Here is a 17,936-nt window from a genome sequence, read left to right as displayed (position 1 = left end):
GTGCTGCGGAGGCGTATGACGCGCCTCCGTTTCTCTTCTCGTTAGCCGCGCGGCATAAAGGCGCGCCCCTCTCCGTGCCCCCGCCCCAGCAGTTTCCGGCACAGCAACAGCAGAGTACTGATCACGTCGATGGCCACCACGCTGAGCATCAGCAGGGTCAACATGAAGAATCCGAGCAGCGAACCGCCCAGCAGCACCAGCGGTGCAGGTACGCGCACGCGGCGCAGCTTCATGGCGAAATACATTTTCCAGTATTGTTTCTGCGCCAGCAGCGCGCTGCGAATACGGCGCCCCAGGCTTGAGCCTGATTTGCGGGATGTAGAACGACTCATAACTTCTCCTTTTCTGTATGCCCTACAAGTCAATCACAAAGATCTTAAGAGAGTCTTAACGGGCTCTTGGCGGCCCTGGCTGTCTCACCGGAGTGAGACAACAGCATACGGCAAAAGGTCCCGAGATGCAGCGCACGGCTGACAAAGTGCGAGCTTCATCGGGTTTGTTACACTGAAAGTCATGCCCGTGCAGGGCGCAGTGGTCGGGAGAAAAGGCTGGATGAAAAGAATCAACCGTTATTACGACGCGGCCAAGGCGCATCATACGCCGGAGGGATTTCGCAACCTGGAACCTTCGCGGCGTCAGGAGGGGGACCTTCAACGTTGGCAAGATGAACGCAAGCGCCAGGGATTGCCCAAGCCGCCGCAGCAGGGCTACGCACAATTTACCGAACGCTGGTGGCAGCCTGCCGATCTCAGCGGCAACGACGACAGCGTCTGGTGGTTGGGGCATGCCTCGATGCTGCTGCGGTTGAGCGGGCGTTATATCCTGATCGATCCGGTGTTGTCCGAACGTGCATCGCCACTGAGCTTTTACGGCCCGAAGCGCAGAACGCCGCCGCCGCTGACGGTGGAGCAACTGCCGGCGGTGGATGCGGTACTGATCTCCCATAACCATTATGACCACCTTGACAGGCGCACGGTGCGGCAATTGGCGCGGCGTTTCCCTCAGGCCGAGTTCATCGTGCCGCTCGGCTTGAAGCGCTGGTTCCGCCGTTATCGGCTGAAGGTGCATGAGCTGGACTGGTGGCAGAGTCTGCCGTTGGGCGAGCTGACGGTCTACGCCACGCCGGCGCGGCACTGGAGCATGCGCACGCTGTGGGATCGCAATCGCTCACTGTGGTGCGGATGGGTGATCCACCATCCGGCGCTGCGGTTTTATTTTTCCGGCGACAGCGGTTATTCGGAACGGCTGGCGGAGATTGGTCAACGGCTGGGGCCGTTCGACGTGGCGGCGCTGCCCATCGGCGCCTACGCACCGCGCTGGTTTATGCAGGAGCAGCATATGGATCCGCAGCAGTCGGTGACGCTGTACCGTCAACTCAATCAGCCGCGCGCCATTCCCATCCATTGGGGGGTATTCGAATTGGCGGATGAGTCGCTGGACGAACCGCCGCAGCAGTTGAATCTGGCGCTGAGTGAGGCGGGGCTTGAACAGCATCAATTCCACCCGCTGAAGATTGGCGAGCGCATCGCGTTGCAGGATTCTCAGCAAGCGTGGTCTCTTCGCCCTGCGGTACAGAGGAAAGAATAAGAGCAACGGTTTGAAAGCGCGGCAGTAATTAGCAAAATTGATAAGTGCGGGTGGTGATTCAAATAACCACCCGATCTTCAGGATTTAATTCAACGCCACACTTTTGCTATTCATAAGATTATTCCGGTTATTCGGACTGATGGTTTTCGGATTATTTAGGATGAAGCCACTGGCCAGCGGGAGAGGCGTCTGGACGTTGCATGCTTATGCAACCGTTGTGCAGGACGGTAACATCATCGCCCGCCTGTGTGCTGCTCCTGCTCGCGCGGTGTGGCGGCAGGGCTGAAGGCTGATGATGATGCGTTTTCGACGGTAAAGGGGCGGAGCAGCGATGAATAAATTGGCCCCCGTTCATCGATATTCAAATGTTGCATATCAAATTCCATAAAGATTCAAATTTTTTAACGCTATAAGCGGCAAAAAAGCGAAAATGACGAGACGGACATGCGACAAAACGATGAAAGTTTTGTTAAAACTCCACCAGAATGCGGGGTCTGGTGCGGTGGTTTTAGCAAGCAGAAAATAGCCGATGCTTCAACATCTTTTGGCCTATTTAAGCAAATGTGGCTCTCGACCGTTTCAAATATGTGCGACATGTCGTTCAGTGATTAAAAATGGCTTGCCATCGCATACAGAGTATGTGATAACGCATCTGGGTAAAACGAGGTACAGTTCTGTATATGTGTGGCATTTTCAGTAAAGAAGTTCTGAGTAAAGACGTTAGCGTTGAATACCGCTTCTCTGCCGATCCTTATCTTAGTGCCTCAAGCAGTAACGACTCTAGTTTGTCTATGTAACGCCCACGGGCGGTTTAAACAATCCAAAGGAAATACTCAAGATGGCAAAGATCAAAGGTCAAGTTAAGTGGTTCAACGAGTCTAAAGGTTTCGGTTTCATCACCCCGGCTGACGGCAGCAAAGACGTGTTCGTACACTTCTCTGCAATCCAGGGTAACGGCTTCAAAACCCTGGCTGAAGGCCAGAACGTTGAGTTCGAAATCCAAGATGGCCAGAAAGGCCCATCTGCAGTAAACGTTACTGCTATCTAATCAGCGTCAGCTGTACAAAAAGCCCGCCTTCGCGCGGGCTTTTTCGTTTCCGTCATCCGGCGGCGATGACGATGCCTGCGTACTGGTTGCGGCCTTTGATCCCCGGATGCGTCGGATCCTGCGCGCGCCGATGGCTGTTGCGGCGATAGCTGGTGTATTTGAAGCGCTGCGGCCGCTGCGGGTCGACGTCCGGCGTGCAGATGGTGCAACTGCCGGCGCGGTCAACGGCGGCGAAACCGAGCTCCGTCAGCTTGTATTCGGCAATTGCGGCCAGATCCAGATGCCGGTAATGCGGGCTGATCAGCGTGGCGGGCAGCGGCAGGCGCTGTTTAAAATTCTCCACCAGCGCTTCATCGACTTCGTAGCAGCATGGGCCGGCGGCGGGGCCGATAGACACCACCCAATCGGCGGTGTCGCCATCTTGGCGAATGCGGGACGCCATCTGCTCCAGAATGCCGTCCAGTAACCCGCGCCAGCCGGCGTGTACCGCCGCGATAGCGCCACCGTCGCGGCGGCTGAACAGCACCGGCAGACAGTCCGCCGTCAGTACGCTGATCAGAATGCCGGGCTGGCGAGTGTAGAAACCATCGGCCTCGCCGCACGCCTGCGCCGGTTGCAGCACGTCGACGATGCGGGTGCCGTGTACCTGCTTTTTTTCCGGCAGCGTGGCGCTGTAGGGCAGCAGATGCCCTGGCAGCAGCGCGAGTTTGCTGCCGAAGCCGTGCTGAATGTGGGGCACCGCATCGAGCAGCGCGGAACGATCGCTCATAAGTTATGTTCACCTGCGTGAGAAAACAGACTCTCAGTGTAGCCAGCTTTTTCCCCGCTTGGCCAGGTGTTGTTGGCGGCGAAAGCGAGTGGGGATGCGCCTTGCATCAAACCGGCGCCTTCTTTAGACTAGCCGCGCCCTGTCTCTCTGGAAGCCCATTCATGTCTTATCAATGTCCCCTGTGTCATCAATCGCTGCATTTTTCATCACAACACTGGCGTTGTGACGGCAATCATCAGTTCGATCAAGCTAAAGAGGGCTACGTCAATCTGCTGCCGGTACAGCACAAGCGATCGAAGCAGCCGGGAGACAGCGCGGAAATGATGCAGGCGCGGCGAGCGTTTCTCGACGGTGGATATTATCAGCCGTTGCAAGAGCAGGTGGCCGAGTGGCTGGATTTGGCGCTGGCGGCCGATGCTGGCGCGTTGTTGGACATAGGCTGTGGGGAAGGGTATTACACTGCCGCGGTGGCCGCCAGGCTGGCCCAGGAGCGCAATATGGCGGTCAATGGGCTGGATGTCGCCAAGGTGGCGATCCGCTACGCCGCTAAACGTTATCCGGCGGTCTCGTTCTGCGTCGCTTCCAGTCACCGTTTGCCGTTCGCCGATGGGGCGTTGGATGCGGTCTTGCGCATTTATGCACCTTGCAAGGCGGAGGAGCTGGCACGGGTAGTGAAGCCGGGCGGCGTAGTGCTGACGGTGTCGCCGGGCCCGCGTCATCTGTACCAGCTGAAAGAGCAGGTGTACCAGCAGGTGCAGCTGCATGCCGAACAGGATGAACAGTTCGCCGGATTCGACTGCGAGCGCAAAGAGGCGCTGGCCTATACGATGACCCTACCGGGCACGCAGGCCGCCAATCTGCTGCAGATGACGCCGTTCGCCTGGCGCGCCACGCCGGAGGTGCAACAGCGGTTGGCCGAGAGCGGCGAGTTTGTGTGCGAGACGGACTTCGTGCTGGCGTTGTACCGACGTCGCGCTTAAGGGGCCTTGAACTCAAAAACAAAAAAACCTGCCGCGGCAGGTTTTTTTCAAAGCGAGCGCTTCAGGCCAGGTAGCCGAGGTGCTCCAGCAGAATGTTGACGCCGATACCGATCAGCACCACGCCGCCGAGGATTTCGGCGCGCTTGCCCAGCAGTGGGCCGATAAAGCGGCCGATCATCATGCCTAGCGTCGCCATGATCATGGTGGCGCAGCCGATGGCCATCGCGGTATGCACGATGTTCACCTGCAGGAAAGCCAGACCGACGCCGATGGCCATCGCGTCGAGGCTGGTGGCGATGGCGGTGGCGACCAGCAACCAGAAACCATGACGTTTGACCTTCTCTTCTTCATCGGGCTTGTTACGTACCCCTTCGACGATCATGCGCATGCCGAGAATGAACAGCAGCGAGAAGGCGACCCAGTGGTCCCATTCCATGATGTATTGACTGGCGAACAGGCCGATGGCCCAACCGATGAGCGGGGTGATCGCTTCGACCACGCCGAAGATCAGGCCGGTGCGGATCGCTTCGCGGAAACGGGGTTGATGCAAGCTGGCACCTTTGCCGATCGACGCGGCGAAAGCATCCATGGACATGCCAAAAGCGAGAATAAGCGTTGCTGAAAGGTTCATGTGAAATAGCCTCGGCCGGGTGGCTCCATATACACGTAACCCACCCCCAACCAAACGACGGAGTTACGTGTCTATGGTCTCGCCAACCTTACCTGGCTGCCCGCACCACGTTTCTTACGGCGAAACGAGTATGTTGATACGGGCGTTTCTGGCTTTTTATTCTCCAGAAACCGGCTACTCCCCAATGACGGCGCAACCATATCATATTATTTCCGCCACGGACAACCTTATTCTATGGCAATGTTTGTTCTTAATTGAGACTCGTTTTCATTAATCTAATTTCATGCGGGAATATAATGTAGCCAGGGGTAACAATGTTGCAGGAATAATAGTCAGAAAGGAGATTGCGCTGCCGATTAATTACCCACAAGCAGCGCAAGGTTTGAGCTAAAATAACGTTAATTTTTCTTTATTTATTGATTATCAACAAAAAAGTGGTAAATCTTCTCCAGGTCGTCCAGGTGGGTCACCTGAACCAACAGCCGGCGCTGTTCCAGGTCGACGGCCAGAATGCCGTCCTCCGATAAATTCATGGCTTTAATGCGGTTATATTCGACAAACACATTGGCGAAGAAAAAACCGTGCGCTTTAAACACCATCTTGGGAGCGCGAATATAAGAAATATAGATGGCGAGCAACGCCAAAGAAATAAGCAGATAGGTGGTTAATGCCGCACCGTTGTCGGTGACATTGCGGTAAATCAGAATGGCGATCAGGCCGACGAAAATCAGGCTGTCGAGGCGGTGGCGGCGTTTAAGCGGTACTTTGAGCCGCGTTTTACCTTTCAGCAGATCCATGCCGAATTCGTCGTACAGCGAATACAGCAACAGCAGGGCGATAAACAGCATCAGTACGGCGTCGGTCAGTGACATCTCTTGCTCCATAAAAAAGCCGGGGGTTGCCCCCCGGCCGTTTCGAACGATTACAGGCCCAGCAGGCCAATCCAATAGCCAAAGATACCGATGACGAAGAAGCCGATGATGATCCACAGCGCGTTGACTTTCTTGCGCAGCAGCCACATACAGGCGAAGGTCAGCAGCAACGGCACCAGGCCCGGCATCAGCTGGTCGAGGATGGTCTGCACCGTGGTGACGTTGGTATGCCCGGTCTGGTCGGTTATCTTGGACACCACCAGCGGGATATTCACGTGCGTCCACTTGTTGACCAGCGCCCCCATGACAAACAGGCCGAGAATGGACGCTCCTTCCGTCAGTTTCTGCAGGAAGCCGCCGCCCATGTCGTTGACGATATCGACCCCTTTACGGTAACCGTAGGCCACGCCGTAGTAGCGGGTCAGCAGGCGCACCAGGTTGAACAGCACGAAGAACAGGATCGGTCCAAGCAGGCTGCCGCTCATGGCGATGCCCGCCCCAAGCGCGGCGAACACCGGTCGCACGGTGCCCCAGAAGATCGGGTCACCGACGCCCGCTAAAGGCCCCATCAAACCGACCTTGATGCCGTTGATTGCGGCGTCATCGATCGGCGCGCCGTTGGCGCGTTGCTCTTCCATCGCCATGGTCACACCGAGCACCGGCGCCGCCACGTAAGGGTGGGTGTTGAAGAACTCCAGGTGACGCTTGATCGCCTGTTTGCGATCGTCATTGTTTTCCGGATACAGGCGGCGGATCACCGGCACCATCGAGAAGCAAAAACCCAGCGCCTGCATGCGTTCGAAGTTCCATGAACCCTGGAACAGGTTCGAACGCAGGAATACGCCGCGAATATCGGCCGGCGTGAGTTTCTTTTGAGCAGTTGTATCAACCATTTCTCTCACCTATTCCTAGTCGAGTTCGTTATCGAGATCGTTCGCGTTAGCCGGGCCGGCCTGTACAACTTGAGACTTGTTGTATTTCGGGCTGAGCTGGATATACAGCACAGCCATCACCACGCCAATGACGCCGAGCGCCACCAGGTTGAAGTTGGTGAAGGCAGCGGTAACGAAACCGAGATAGAAGAACGGCATCAGGTAGCCGGCGCGCATCATGTTAATCACCATTGCGTAACCGACCACGACGATCATGCCGCCGGCGATGTTCAGGCCGCTGGTGACCACTTCCGGGATCGAGTTGAGCAGGGCGTGTACCCCGGCGGTGCCGACCGAGATGGCGACAATGACCGCCGGGATGGCGATACGCATCGCCTGCAGCAGCAGAGCGCCGACATGGATCCAGCTAATGGCGCGCAGGCTGCCGCGCTCCGCCGCGCTGTCTGCTGCGTGCTGGAACGCCACGGTGAGGGTGCGCACGATGATGGTCAACACCTGGCCGGCCGCCGCCAGCGGAATGGCCAGGGCGATACCGGCGCCGACGCTTTGCCCGCCGGCAATGACCAGAATGGTCGAGATGATGGACGCCAGGGCAGCATCCGGCGCGACGGCCGCACCGATGTTCATCCAGCCCAGGGCGATCATTTCCAGCGTACCGCCGATGATGATGCCGGTTTTCATATCGCCGAGAATGAAGCCGATCAGGGTACAGGCGACCAGCGGACGGTGGAACTGGAACTCGTCGAGGACGGAACCCATCCCGGCGATACAGGCAACGATAAATATCAGCACAATCTGAAGAGTGGTGATCTCCATTGCACTTCTCCTATGACCAAAAAAGCTCTGAGTAAAATAATTAGCGGCTGGCGCCACTAATTGAGTTTGTTAATCAGGTCCATCATTTTTAGCCGGCTGTCGGACGAGACCTTACGCACCTCCAGCTCGATACCGCGATCGTTCAGTTTCTTAAACGCTTCGATATCTTTTTCATCGACGGAAACGGCGTTGTTCACCTGGGTTTTCCCCTGGCGGAACGCCATGCCGCCGATATTGACGGATGTAATCTCCACGCCGCCTTCCACCAAACGCCAGACGTCAGTCGGGTTGGTGAATAACAGCATCACGCGATCGTTGGCGTATTTCGGGTTGTTCCAGACGCGGATGGCCTTCGCCACGTCCACCACGTGGGCGGTGACGCCCGGCGGGGCAACCTGGGTCAGCAGGGTCTTGCGCACATGGTCGGCGGCGACTTCATCGCTGACGACGATAATGCGGCTGACGTTGGTCTCTTTGGTCCAGCGGGTAGCAACCTGGCCGTGGATTAAGCGATCATCGATGCGCGCCAGGCCGATTTTCATGTGGTCGTTCGGCCCCAGCGGCGCCTGAGGGGCAGCGGCTTTGGCGACGGGTGCTGCGGGTTTTGCGGGTTCTTCCTGCGGTTTTTTCAGCGCTTTCACGCCTTCACGGCCGGTTTCCAACGCCAGCGCCACCAGTTCATCGAAAGCGGGGTTGTCGTCCCGCGCCATGAAGGTTTCCACCAGCATCGGGATGTTGACCCCGGTGACGACCTCATAGTTTTCTTTGTCGACCGCAATGCGGCTGGCGGCGTTGAACGGGCTGCCGCCCCAGGTATCCACCAGGAACAGCACGCCGCCGCTGGTATCCAACCCACTGATTTTTTCGTTGTACTTGACGATTAACGTTTCGGCATTCTCACCGGGAACGAAGTCTATAAAGGCGACGTTGTCCTGCTCGCCCAATAGCATCTCCGCCGTTTTCAGCAGTTGTTCCGCTGCAGCCCCGTGTGTGCCGATGATAATAGCTATTGCCACTCGCTACCTCCTCGTTGAACTCCAGACGCGGTGTGTGTCGTTTCTCCGCGCCGTCTTGGCAGTCACTTCCGCGGTTCAGATACATTATGGTAGAAAAAAAGAAACGCACGCCTAACATTTCTCACGCAGTTTCAAATGCCTGTGCGTGATACTTCACGAACGCGAGATTTATTTTAGTGAGTGAAAAAATATTTTTTGTGACGCTGCTCCGCTATTGAATGCTCGGAGAAATCTTAGCTGTCGCAGACGATATGGTGTGGCGCCACCCTAAACCACCGTTGAAAAAGCCGCTTTGTCCCCCAGAAAAATCCTGATACAGTAATTTCTTCTTTCATCACTAAGGAGTGAAGGGCCTCAGCCCTCCCTATGGACTGTCACCGAAGTTACTGTTTTTCCAGGTTTCACCCGCCACCTGCTGGCGTTGTATATGCTGTTCGGCCCTTCGGCCATCTCCCGGTAACCCCATCCCGTCACCTTGCTATTGTCGACTGCGCCCATGCAGCGGCGGCATCGTCACGTCTGAGCGGCGAGCGCTCATTCCCACTTTTTTCTGGAGTCTGATATGGAATTTTTAATGGACCCCTCTATTTGGGCGGGGTTGCTTACGCTGGTGGTGCTGGAAATCGTGCTGGGCATCGACAACCTGGTGTTCATCGCCATTTTGGCCGACAAATTGCCGCCGAAGCAGCGCGATAAGGCGCGCGTTATCGGCCTGTCGCTGGCGTTGCTGATGCGTTTGGGCCTGCTGTCGGTGATCTCCTGGATGGTAACCCTGACCACACCGCTGTTCAGCGTTGGCGATTTCAGCTTCTCTGGCCGCGATCTTATCCTGCTGTTCGGCGGGGTATTCCTGCTGTTCAAGGCCACCATGGAGCTGCATGAGCGGTTGGAAGGGCAGACGCACCAGGATGGCGCCAACCGCGGTTATGCCAAGTTCTGGGCGGTGGTGGTGCAAATCGTGATCCTGGACGCGGTGTTTTCGCTTGATGCGGTGATTACCGCCGTAGGCATGGTGAACGATCTGCCGGTAATGATGGCGGCGGTGGTGATCGCGATGGCGGTGATGCTGTTGGCATCCAAGCCATTGACCAACTTCGTCAATGCGCACCCGACCATCGTGGTGCTGTGCCTGAGCTTCCTGTTGATGATCGGCCTGAGCCTGATCGCCGAAGGCTTCGGTTTGCATATTCCGAAAGGCTATCTGTACGCCGCGATCGGCTTCTCGATCCTGATTGAATTGTTCAACCAGATCGCGCGTCGCAACTTCATCAAGCATCAAGCGCGTCGCCCGATGCGCGAGCGCACCGCGGAAGCGATCATGCGCCTGATGGGGCAGCAGCGTACGCAGCAGACGGACGATGCGGTCGCCTTGCCGAGGGATGAAACCTTTGCGGCGGAAGAGCGTTATATGATCAGCGGCGTGTTGACGCTCGCCTCGCGTTCATTGCGCAGCGTGATGACGCCGCGCACCGACATTTCCTGGGTCGATTGCGAGCGCTCCCGCGAAGAGGTACGCGCACAGCTGCTGGATACGCCACACAGTCTGTTCCCGGTGTGTCGTGATTCGGTGGATGAGATCGTCGGCGTGGTACGCGCCAAGGATCTGCTGGTGGCGCTGGAGCAGGGTGAAGATATTGCCGAGTTCGCCGCCCGCACGCCGCCGATCGTGGTGCCGGAAACCATGGACGTCATCAAACTGCTGGCGGTGCTGCGCCGCGCCAAAGGGCGTCTGGTGGTGGTCACCAATGAATTTGGCGTCGTGCAGGGGCTGGTGACGCCGCTGGACGTGCTGGAAGCGATTGCCGGTGAATTCCCGGACGAGGACGAAACGCCGGACATCGTGGCGGAAGGCGACGGCTGGCTGGTGAAGGGCGGAACCGATCTGCACTCGCTGGAACAGGCGCTGGCCTGCGATGACCTGGTTAGCCCCACCGCCGACTACGCCACCCTGGCGGGGCTGCTGTTGGCCCACTACGGACAGATGCCGGTGGTGGGAGATACCATAGAACTGAACCACCTGCGTTTCGATATCGTTGAGGTGTCCGAATACCGTATCGAACTGGTGCGCGTTACCCGCGTCGCCCTGGACGAGACGGCGCACGCGTAACCCTCCCGCCGGGGGCTCAGGCCTCCGGCGGATCCTCTTCCGCTTTCCTGACGCGCGATTCGTACTGTTGCAACCACAGCGGGAAAACATGAATCGGCATCGGCTTGGCGAAATAATACCCCTGCAGGGCATTGACCTCGCGTGAGCGCAGATAGTCGGCCTGTTCCTCCGTTTCCACCCCCTCTGCCACCAGTTTCAGCTTCAGGCGCTGCGCCAGCGTAATGATGGTGTCGGTCACCGTGGCGTTGACCGCGTCGGTGCCGATGGCGGCAGTAAACCCGCGATCGATCTTCAAGACGTCCGGGCTGAGGTTCTTCAGGTAGCTCAGCGAGCTGTGGCCGGTGCCGAAATCGTCGATGGCCAGCATGATCCCCATGTCTTTCAGCGTGCGAATCTGGTCATACTGGATGGCCGACAGCGCCGTGCGTTCAGTCAGCTCCAGCATCAATGAGGGCATCGGATGCGCCGGCAGCCAAATCTGGCGGATATCGTCGATGATGTTGAGCGTTTTAAAATGCTCGGCAGCGACGTTAATGCTGATATAGAAGGACGGTCGTGGCGGGAACAGCTGCAGATTTTCCGTCACGGTGTTCATCAGATAGCGAGTGAGCGGAATGATGAGGTCATGCTGCTCGGCCAACGGAATAAACACGTCGGGCGAGATCCATCCTTGTCGCTTCTTTTTCCAACGCAGCAACATCTCGACGCCGGCACAGCGCCCGGTGTCACTGTGAATGATAGGCTGACAGTAGACGCGGAACTCCCGATGAGTGATGGCATGGCCTATGTGGTAAGACAGACTCATGCGGTTAGCGGTGAGCAGGTAGACCACATAGGCCGCCAGCAGGCTGATCAACAGCGCCAGCGGGATATGGCGCGGCAATGCGGAAAGCGCCAACATGCCGATCTGTGGGCCGAACAGTGAAATCGAGAACGGGTACAGCGCAGAGCCGGCGGTGTAGCGCAGATCGTTGGTCAGGGTGTCGCGGCGCAGGATTTCGCGGCGCCCGTATTCCAGGCTACTGTCGGCTACGTTCAGCACCATGCGCTGAACATAAGGCTCCTGCGGTTCGAGTAAAAAGTTCGATAACAGCTCGATATTGAAGACGTGCAGCACGCCGCTGGTTCTATCGCCGGGGGAGGGTGTCCACATCACCAACGTGGGCAGTCCTTTGCTCACCGCCAACGAAGGGCGCAGCGCCAGCCTGACGTTGCTGTTGACGAAAATCGGCAGCACGGCGGCCAACTGATAATGTCGGGCGCCAAACAGACTGGAGCAGTAGATGATGCCATTTTTTACCAGCAGCATGGCGCGCAGCGCCTGATTTTGCGCGGCGCGAAAGCGCAGGGTCGATGAGACGTTCTCGCAGGGTTGTTCCAGCATGTCCATACTGCGTTCCGCCTGCAGCTGCGCGGGGGACAACAGCTGGTCAATTTTGCCGACGGTGCGGGTGGCCAACGTTTGCTGGCTCTGCTCGATGCTTTTGACCTCTTGATAGTAACGGGTATACAGCGATACCAACAGAATAGCCACGCCCACCGCTCCGGCCAGCAGCCAACGGTAGTAACGATATTGGGACGCGGCGAGGTGGGTCATCAACATCCGGTAAATCCTTGTTCGGTAATCCAGCTCCGAGTCACAGTCAGGCCACAGTTCCTTAAGTTGCGCTCGGCTAATTCTAGCCTGAGGTTATACAAGATTGATGGTAACTCAGTAAATTATTTCGATTTGGCAAAACAGAAGGTCAATTTGCAGGCTAACCGCTGGATCGATGAGAAAAACGCAGGATATTTTCTGGTGACATTGTCACTAAAAGCGGTCAATGAATTGATTGACCATAAAAAACCCCGCCGGGCGGCGGGGTTGTCTGTCAGTCGCATTGCACCTTGATTGCCAGGCCACCGCGTGACGTTTCTCGGTACTTGGCGTTCATGTCTTTGCCGGTTTCGTACATGGTCTCGATCACCTTATCCAGCGAAACGCGCGGTTCGCTGGTGCGGCGCAGAGCCATGCGGGCGGCGTTGATCGCCTTGACCGAGGCGATGGCGTTGCGCTCGATGCACGGCACCTGCACCTGGCCGGCGACCGGGTCGCAGGTCAGCCCCAGGTTGTGTTCCATGCCGATCTCCGCCGCCACGCATACCTGCTCAGGGCTGCCGCCCAGCAGTTCGGCCAGGCCGGCTGCTGCCATGGAGCAGGCCACGCCCACTTCGCCCTGACAGCCGACTTCGGCGCCGGAAATGGAAGCGTTCATCTTGTACAACGCGCCGATGGCGCCCGCCGCCATAAAGTAACGGATGTAGATATCCGGGCTGACGGACTCGATAAAGTGATCGTAGTAAGCCAGCACCGCAGGCACGATGCCGCAGGCACCGTTGGTCGGCGCGGTGACGACGCGGCCGCCGGCGGCGTTTTCTTCGTTAACCGCCAGTGCGAACATGTTGACCCAGTCGATCACGTTCATCGGATCGTTGGACAGTTTGTCCGACGCCACCAGCATGCGGCGCAACGCGGAAGCACGGCGCGGCACGCGCAGCGGGCCCGGCAGCACGCCTTCGGTGTTCAGACCGCGATCGATGCAGGCGCGCATGGTTTGCCAGACGTTACCGAAGTAGGTGTCGATCTCTTGCTTGCTGTGCAGCGCCAGTTCGTTCTGCATCACCATGCCGGACAGTGACAGCCCGGTCTCGCGGCAGTGGTCGAGCATTTCGCGCGCGGAGTTGAATGGATAAGGCATTTGCAGCTCTTGCTCGGCGTCCTTACCGAAGTTCTCCTCGTCGACGATGAAACCGCCGCCGATGGAGTAATAGGTCTTGCTGTACACTTCTTTATCGCCGGCGAAGGCGTGGATTTGCATGCCGTTCTCGTGCAGCGGCAGGTTGTCGCTGCGGAAGACCATGCCGCCGTCGCGTGGGAAATCGACTTCATGCAGGCCGTTGGCCAGCATCAGGCGTTGACGTTGTTCTACATCGCGAATAAAGCCAGGAATGCTATCGATATCGACGGTGTCCGGCATGTTGCCGGCCAGGCCGAGAATGATGGCGATATCGGTATGGTGACCTTTACCGGTCAATGAGAGTGAGCCGTAAACGTCTACGGCAACACGCGTGATAGAAGGCATCAGGCCTTTATTTACCAGATCGTCGACAAACTGTTTGCCGGCTTTCATCGGTCCAACCGTATGAGAGCTGGACGGGCCGATGCCGATCTTAAACATGTCGAAAACGCTAATCACGCTAAAACTCCTTAAAGAGACGTATTGTTATGGCTGCAGCGGTTAAAAACCGCGCAGGGAACAGCGATATTGTAAAAGGGCCGTGCGGGTTCGGCTGCCTTTTTCGCATGAAATTAAATAATCCGTGGTGTCGCTTTTTTTACTGATTACCCGGGGCGAACCCTTATGCGAGGTATCCGCTTTCGCCCAAGCTCCATTAGCGGTAATCGCGCCAGCTTTCCGTGCTGAACGCCGCCGGCTTAATCCCTGTTTCTACAGTGGTTTATCTCGGACGGTGGTATTTTACAGGTATTTCGTAAGGTTTAAGAGAGGGTTTACAGTTTTTTTAAAACCATTCAATCGGAACGGTAGTTGAAAAAGCGTTCAAATGAAGTGATTTCGATCGCTTTACCGGCAGCGGAGGCCGTCGGCCATGCCAGATTGCGAGTCAGATCACGTAATATGGGCTAAATACTGACCTGCTGCGCCAGACGCCGAATGATGGCTGCGGTCAGCCCCCAGATAAACTGGCTGTGATACCAGGAGAGGTAAATGCGGTGCATATGGCCGGCGCGATGAATATCCAGCGGATAGTAACGCGACAGGGTCAGCGCTTCCCTCAAGGGCATCTCGAACACGTCCGCCACTTCACCCTCATTGGCGTGGAACTGCACATCCGGCGAGACCAGGCCGACGATGGGCGTGACCTGAAATCCGGTGCTGCTGTCGAGCGGCGCCATTTGGCCGAGGACGGTCACCGCCTGCGGCGGTATCGCCACTTCTTCCTGCGCTTCTCGCAGCGCCGTGACGATCGCCGACCCGTCTTCAGCGTCGGTTTTACCGCCGGGGAAGGCCACCTGGCCGGCATGTTTGCGCAGCGAGTCGGCGCGGCGGGTCAACAGCAGCGTCGGCTCTGCGCGGCAGACGATCGGGATCAGCACCGCCGCCGGGCGCACATTGTGCGAGATCTGCGCCGCCTGGGGCAGCTGCAGTTGAAAACGGCTGATAAAGGCGTGCAGTGAGGCTGGTGTGTTCGATGGGATCACGACAGGGCACACTCCCCAAGCTGCGGCAGAATACGGCCAACCTTGTCGAAAGTCTCCTGGTATTCCGCCTGCTCCTGGCTGTCCGCCACGATGCCGCCACCGGCGGAGCAGTGGATGCGGCCGTTTTCGGTGACGAGCGTGCGGATGGTGATATTGGTGTCCATGGTGCCGCAGGCGCTTAAGTAACCGATACTGCCGCAATAGGCATTGCGGCGCTGCGGCTCCAGCTCTTCGATGATTTCCATCGCCCGCACCTTGGGCGCGCCGGTGATCGAACCGCCGGGGAAGCAGGCGCGCAGCAGTTCGGCCGCCGAGGTCTGTTCCGGCAGGGTTGCGGTGATAGTGCTCACCAGGTGATGCACGGCGGGAAACGGCTCCACGGCAAACAGTTCCGGCACCCGTACGCTGCCAGGCTGGGCGACGCGGCCGATATCGTTGCGCAGCAGATCGACGATCATCAGATTTTCAGCGCGATCCTTGGGGGAATCGGCCAAACGGCGAGCCTGAGCGGCGTCCTGTTCCGCGTCCGCCAGCCGCGGCAGCGTGCCCTTGATCGGGCGGGTTTGGATGCGCTGCTGCTCCAGCCACAGGAAGCGCTCGGGAGAGACGCTCAGTACGCTGTTGTGCGGCAGGCGCAGGAAGGCCGAGAACGGCGCGCGGTTGCAGGCGCTCAATCGACAGAAAGCCTGCCACTCATCTCCCTGATAGTCGGCGGAGAACCGTTGCGCCAGATTAATTTGGTAACAGTCACCGCTGCGCAGGTAGCGCTGAATACGTTGGAATTTCTCGCCGTATTGCCGCCGGCTCATATTGGCGCGCCAGTCGCTCAGCAGCGTGAAAGGGCGTTCTGTCGGCGCGGTTTGGCTATTGAGCCAGCACCAGCGCTGTTCCACGTCGCCATAGCTGAGCAGCGTCAGGGTTTGCAGCCGGTGATCGGCGATCAATGCCCAGTCATAAATGCCCACCGCCATGTCCGGCAAGGCGAGGTCGGCTGCGGCCAACTGCGGCAAGCTTTCCACCCGCCGCCCGAGATCGTAGCCGAACAGCCCCAGTGCGCCGCCCTGAAATGGCAGATCCGGGTTAAACGCCGGTTGCCAACCTTGCGCCACCAGGTGTTGCTGCAGCAGGGAGAATGGATCTTCCTTTGACTGGATAGTGACGCTGTCACTTTCTATTTTCGTGCTGGCGCCCTGGGTGGTGAGCGTAACGCACGGCTGCGCGACCAGGATGTCGAAGCGGTTATGCGAATGGTCGGCGAAGCCCGAATGCAGCAGCATCGCCCACGGGTGGGTTGAAATCGGGGCGAAAAGCGTCATCAGGGCACTGCGGCTGTAGGGCAAAGATTTTATGTTTGGGGCGGTTACGCTCATGAACGTCAATAAACCTGGCTGTGAGGACGGCGATATCTGGCGGCTAGTGTGCCATAGACGGTCACGTCATGCATGTTTTGCCACGCGCGACATGGAGCACAGTTCACATAAACGGCAGTTCAATAAACCTGAGATAAGGCATTTTTTGCGCCATTGATTATACTTCGATATGTTAAAAATTTAACGTCAAATGCACTGGACGTTTATTCATCGAGGGCGCAAGACCCGAGAAATATAAAAAAGGTTCGTTAATTTCATACTTTTATTGTTGCTTGCTGTTATTAAGCTGGCGATACGAAACGGTTTTGCCTGTGTTTTTTCATGGTGGCCGTCTTGTGAAAGTTATCCCTTGTTGTGGAACGCTTTTCTTGTCGAAAGCATGAAAAGACAAACAAGATTAATCTTATTTAGCCTGCGGCGGAAATGTGAAGGTTCGCGTTTTATTTCGCTCGTGCGCTGAAGCGGTTTCTATTTTTTAAAAAAATAAAATTATCATTTTGTTACATTATTAGTGAAGAGCTACCTATGTCGTTAATGCTGAGCGTCATCGTCCCGATGCACAATGCGGGGGAGTTATTGGAGCCGTTCCTGGTCTCGCTGCTGGCCCAGCGCGAGCAACGGTTGGAGGTGATCATCGTCAACGATGGTTCCACCGACGGTTCGGGAGAGATCGCGCACCGTTACGCGGCGGTGCATCCGCATATTCGCGTGATCGATCAAGCCAATGCCGGCGTTTCTAATGCACGTAATGCCGGGCTCGCCGTTGCCCGAGGTAAATATGTGGCGTTTCCGGACGCCGACGATTTATTGGCGCCCGAGATGTATTCCACGCTGTTGGAACAGGCAGAACGACACCAATTAGACGTGATGCAATGTAATGGTGAACGCTATTTTACCAGCCAAGACGAATTACAGCCGATTTTTCCCGAGGCGCGTTTACGCACTACCGACGTTATCACTGGCGTTCAGTGGTTCGAACGTGCATTGAAGTCGCGAAAGTTTATTCATGTTGTATGGCTGGCAATATATCGCCTCGATTTTATTCGCCAGCATCGGCTTTATTTTGAGCCGGGGTTGCATCACCAGGATATTCCCTGGACGACGGAGGTCATGTTTAATGCCAAACGGGTCAAATATTTAAGCACGCCGCTGTACCGGCAACGGGTGCACGACAAGTCGATCAGTAACCGTCGTCGCACCGGCAAAGCGAACGTAGAGTATCAGCGTCACTATATGAAAATCGTCGAAATGCTGGAGCGGCTCAACCGGCGCTATGCGGGCACTGTCGCCATTCGTCCCGCTTTCCATTGGCAAATCACCCGTGAGGCGTTGGGCATTTGTCACAGTATCCGTCGTGAGCCGGATCCGGCCGCCCAGAGTCAGATTACCGAAGAGTTCTATCAGCGCGGCATCGACAGAGCGATGTTCGCCAATACGCGCGGCCTGAAGCAGGGGTGGCATGTCATGCTGTGGCGGCATCGCCTGAAGCAGTGGCGCAGCGATAACGGCTGTTCGCAACCGGCCTGAGCCACAAGACGTTGGGATCCGCCGCGTTAGCGCGTATACTCGCTCTCCCTTTTGCCGGA

General features: G+C 57.2%; 17 protein-coding genes and 1 riboswitch. Of the genes, 6 read left to right on the top strand and 11 right to left on the bottom strand.

From position 1 onward, the window contains the following. Positions 1 to 41 precede the first annotated feature (41 nt). Complete coding sequence (locus ACJ8IL_RS02445) at positions 42 to 332, bottom strand: hypothetical protein (RefSeq protein ID WP_043143566.1); 291 nt, start codon at positions 330 to 332, stop codon at positions 42 to 44. Between the two features lie 220 nt (positions 333 to 552). Between ACJ8IL_RS02445 and ACJ8IL_RS02440 the strand changes: the two genes are divergently transcribed. The 3 genes from ACJ8IL_RS02440 to cspE all read left to right on the top strand — a co-directional run bounded on the left by ACJ8IL_RS02440 (position 553) and on the right by cspE (position 2,635). Beyond that, the gene (locus ACJ8IL_RS02440) at positions 553 to 1,587 is read left to right on the top strand and encodes an MBL fold metallo-hydrolase (protein ID WP_025303164.1); all 1,035 of its coding nucleotides are present in this window, start codon (positions 553 to 555) and stop codon (positions 1,585 to 1,587) included. 680 nt (positions 1,588 to 2,267) lie between these two features. Next, positions 2,268 to 2,384, top strand: coding sequence for a DUF2627 domain-containing protein (locus ACJ8IL_RS02435; protein ID WP_002211058.1), 117 nt, complete (start codon positions 2,268 to 2,270; stop codon positions 2,382 to 2,384). A 41-nt stretch (positions 2,385 to 2,425) separates the two neighbouring features. Beyond that, complete coding sequence (cspE, locus tag ACJ8IL_RS02430) at positions 2,426 to 2,635, top strand: transcription antiterminator/RNA stability regulator CspE (protein ID WP_002221949.1); 210 nt, start codon at positions 2,426 to 2,428, stop codon at positions 2,633 to 2,635. Between the two features lie 52 nt (positions 2,636 to 2,687). On the opposite strand, the gene pgeF is transcribed toward cspE, so the two are convergent. Then, positions 2,688 to 3,404, bottom strand: coding sequence for a peptidoglycan editing factor PgeF (gene pgeF, locus ACJ8IL_RS02425; RefSeq protein ID WP_043143569.1), 717 nt, complete (start codon positions 3,402 to 3,404; stop codon positions 2,688 to 2,690). Positions 3,405 to 3,565: 161 nt separating this feature from the next. On the opposite strand from pgeF, the gene rlmA reads away from it, so the two are divergent. Next, the gene (gene rlmA, locus ACJ8IL_RS02420) at positions 3,566 to 4,384 is read left to right on the top strand and encodes a 23S rRNA (guanine(745)-N(1))-methyltransferase (RefSeq protein ID WP_025303162.1); all 819 of its coding nucleotides are present in this window, start codon (positions 3,566 to 3,568) and stop codon (positions 4,382 to 4,384) included. Between the two features lie 61 nt (positions 4,385 to 4,445). On the opposite strand, the gene mntP is transcribed toward rlmA, so the two are convergent. The 5 genes from mntP to manX form a co-directional block, all read right to left on the bottom strand. After that, positions 4,446 to 5,015: a manganese efflux pump MntP gene (gene mntP, locus ACJ8IL_RS02415; RefSeq protein WP_025303161.1), complete on the bottom strand. Its 570-nt coding sequence runs from the start codon at positions 5,013 to 5,015 to the stop codon at positions 4,446 to 4,448. Positions 5,016 to 5,026: 11 nt separating this feature from the next. After that, positions 5,027 to 5,210, bottom strand: a riboswitch (yybP-ykoY riboswitch). A gap of 218 nt (positions 5,211 to 5,428) precedes the next feature. Beyond that, positions 5,429 to 5,887 carry a DUF986 family protein gene (locus ACJ8IL_RS02410; RefSeq protein WP_442516321.1) on the bottom strand — a complete coding sequence of 153 codons (459 nt, stop codon included), beginning with the start codon at positions 5,885 to 5,887 and terminating at the stop codon, positions 5,429 to 5,431. A 50-nt stretch (positions 5,888 to 5,937) separates the two neighbouring features. Further along, entirely contained in the window at positions 5,938 to 6,780 is an 843-nt protein-coding gene (locus ACJ8IL_RS02405) for a PTS mannose transporter subunit IID (RefSeq protein ID WP_015378157.1), read from the bottom strand. A 15-nt stretch (positions 6,781 to 6,795) separates the two neighbouring features. After that, entirely contained in the window at positions 6,796 to 7,596 is an 801-nt protein-coding gene (locus ACJ8IL_RS02400) for a PTS mannose/fructose/sorbose transporter subunit IIC (RefSeq protein ID WP_015378156.1), read from the bottom strand. A 56-nt stretch (positions 7,597 to 7,652) separates the two neighbouring features. After that, complete coding sequence (gene manX, locus ACJ8IL_RS02395) at positions 7,653 to 8,612, bottom strand: PTS mannose transporter subunit IIAB (protein WP_025303159.1); 960 nt, start codon at positions 8,610 to 8,612, stop codon at positions 7,653 to 7,655. 562 nt (positions 8,613 to 9,174) lie between these two features. Here manX and ACJ8IL_RS02390 point away from each other — a divergent pair. After that, complete coding sequence (locus tag ACJ8IL_RS02390) at positions 9,175 to 10,719, top strand: TerC family protein (protein ID WP_442516320.1); 1,545 nt, start codon at positions 9,175 to 9,177, stop codon at positions 10,717 to 10,719. A 16-nt stretch (positions 10,720 to 10,735) separates the two neighbouring features. Here ACJ8IL_RS02390 and ACJ8IL_RS02385 read toward each other — a convergent pair whose 3' ends face one another. The 4 genes from ACJ8IL_RS02385 to pabB form a co-directional block, all read right to left on the bottom strand. Then, a complete protein-coding gene (locus ACJ8IL_RS02385; protein WP_442516319.1) occupies positions 10,736 to 12,322 on the bottom strand; it encodes an EAL domain-containing protein in 1,587 nt (528 codons plus the stop codon). A 268-nt stretch (positions 12,323 to 12,590) separates the two neighbouring features. After that, on the bottom strand, positions 12,591 to 13,955 hold the full coding sequence (gene sdaA, locus ACJ8IL_RS02380; protein WP_197815063.1) for an L-serine ammonia-lyase: 1,365 nt from the start codon (positions 13,953 to 13,955) through the stop codon (positions 12,591 to 12,593). Between the two features lie 446 nt (positions 13,956 to 14,401). After that, entirely contained in the window at positions 14,402 to 14,980 is a 579-nt protein-coding gene (locus tag ACJ8IL_RS02375; RefSeq protein WP_442516318.1) for a CoA pyrophosphatase, read from the bottom strand. Continuing rightward, positions 14,977 to 16,350: an aminodeoxychorismate synthase component 1 gene (gene pabB, locus ACJ8IL_RS02370; protein WP_060447825.1), complete on the bottom strand. Its 1,374-nt coding sequence runs from the start codon at positions 16,348 to 16,350 to the stop codon at positions 14,977 to 14,979. Before pabB ends, ACJ8IL_RS02375 begins: the two co-directional genes overlap by 4 nt. Before the next feature lie 525 nt (positions 16,351 to 16,875). Between pabB and ACJ8IL_RS02365 the strand changes: the two genes are divergently transcribed. Continuing rightward, positions 16,876 to 17,877: a glycosyltransferase gene (locus ACJ8IL_RS02365; protein WP_049209167.1), complete on the top strand. Its 1,002-nt coding sequence runs from the start codon at positions 16,876 to 16,878 to the stop codon at positions 17,875 to 17,877. Positions 17,878 to 17,936: the final 59 nt, after the last annotated feature.

The sequence above is a fragment of the Serratia sp. CY47444 genome (assembly GCF_052168635.1).
Classification (GTDB): Bacteria; Pseudomonadota; Gammaproteobacteria; order Enterobacterales; family Enterobacteriaceae; genus Serratia; species Serratia bockelmannii.
The sequence above is the reverse complement of the archived record's forward strand: the minus strand, read 5'-3'. Positions and strand labels throughout refer to the sequence as shown.

Bases quoted from the DNA above. Each gene is read 5' to 3' on its own strand.
- ACJ8IL_RS02445 (WP_043143566.1), bottom strand. From the start codon at position 332: ATGAGTCGTTCTACATCCCGCAAATCAGGCTCAAGCCTGGGGCGCCGT.
- pabB (WP_060447825.1), bottom strand. From the start codon at position 16,350: ATGAGCGTAACCGCCCCAAACATAAAATCTTTGCCCTACAGCCGCAGT.
- mntP (WP_025303161.1), bottom strand. From the start codon at position 5,015: ATGAACCTTTCAGCAACGCTTATTCTCGCTTTTGGCATGTCCATGGAT.
- ACJ8IL_RS02390 (WP_442516320.1), top strand. From the start codon at position 9,175: ATGGAATTTTTAATGGACCCCTCTATTTGGGCGGGGTTGCTTACGCTG.
- rlmA (WP_025303162.1), top strand. From the start codon at position 3,566: ATGTCTTATCAATGTCCCCTGTGTCATCAATCGCTGCATTTTTCATCA.
- ACJ8IL_RS02365 (WP_049209167.1), top strand. From the start codon at position 16,876: ATGTCGTTAATGCTGAGCGTCATCGTCCCGATGCACAATGCGGGGGAG.
- ACJ8IL_RS02400 (WP_015378156.1), bottom strand. From the start codon at position 7,596: ATGGAGATCACCACTCTTCAGATTGTGCTGATATTTATCGTTGCCTGT.
- ACJ8IL_RS02435 (WP_002211058.1), top strand. From the start codon at position 2,268: ATGTGTGGCATTTTCAGTAAAGAAGTTCTGAGTAAAGACGTTAGCGTT.
- ACJ8IL_RS02410 (WP_442516321.1), bottom strand. From the start codon at position 5,887: ATGTCACTGACCGACGCCGTACTGATGCTGTTTATCGCCCTGCTGTTG.
- pgeF (WP_043143569.1), bottom strand. From the start codon at position 3,404: ATGAGCGATCGTTCCGCGCTGCTCGATGCGGTGCCCCACATTCAGCAC.
- cspE (WP_002221949.1), top strand. From the start codon at position 2,426: ATGGCAAAGATCAAAGGTCAAGTTAAGTGGTTCAACGAGTCTAAAGGT.
- ACJ8IL_RS02385 (WP_442516319.1), bottom strand. From the start codon at position 12,322: ATGTTGATGACCCACCTCGCCGCGTCCCAATATCGTTACTACCGTTGG.
- ACJ8IL_RS02405 (WP_015378157.1), bottom strand. From the start codon at position 6,780: ATGGTTGATACAACTGCTCAAAAGAAACTCACGCCGGCCGATATTCGC.
- ACJ8IL_RS02440 (WP_025303164.1), top strand. From the start codon at position 553: ATGAAAAGAATCAACCGTTATTACGACGCGGCCAAGGCGCATCATACG.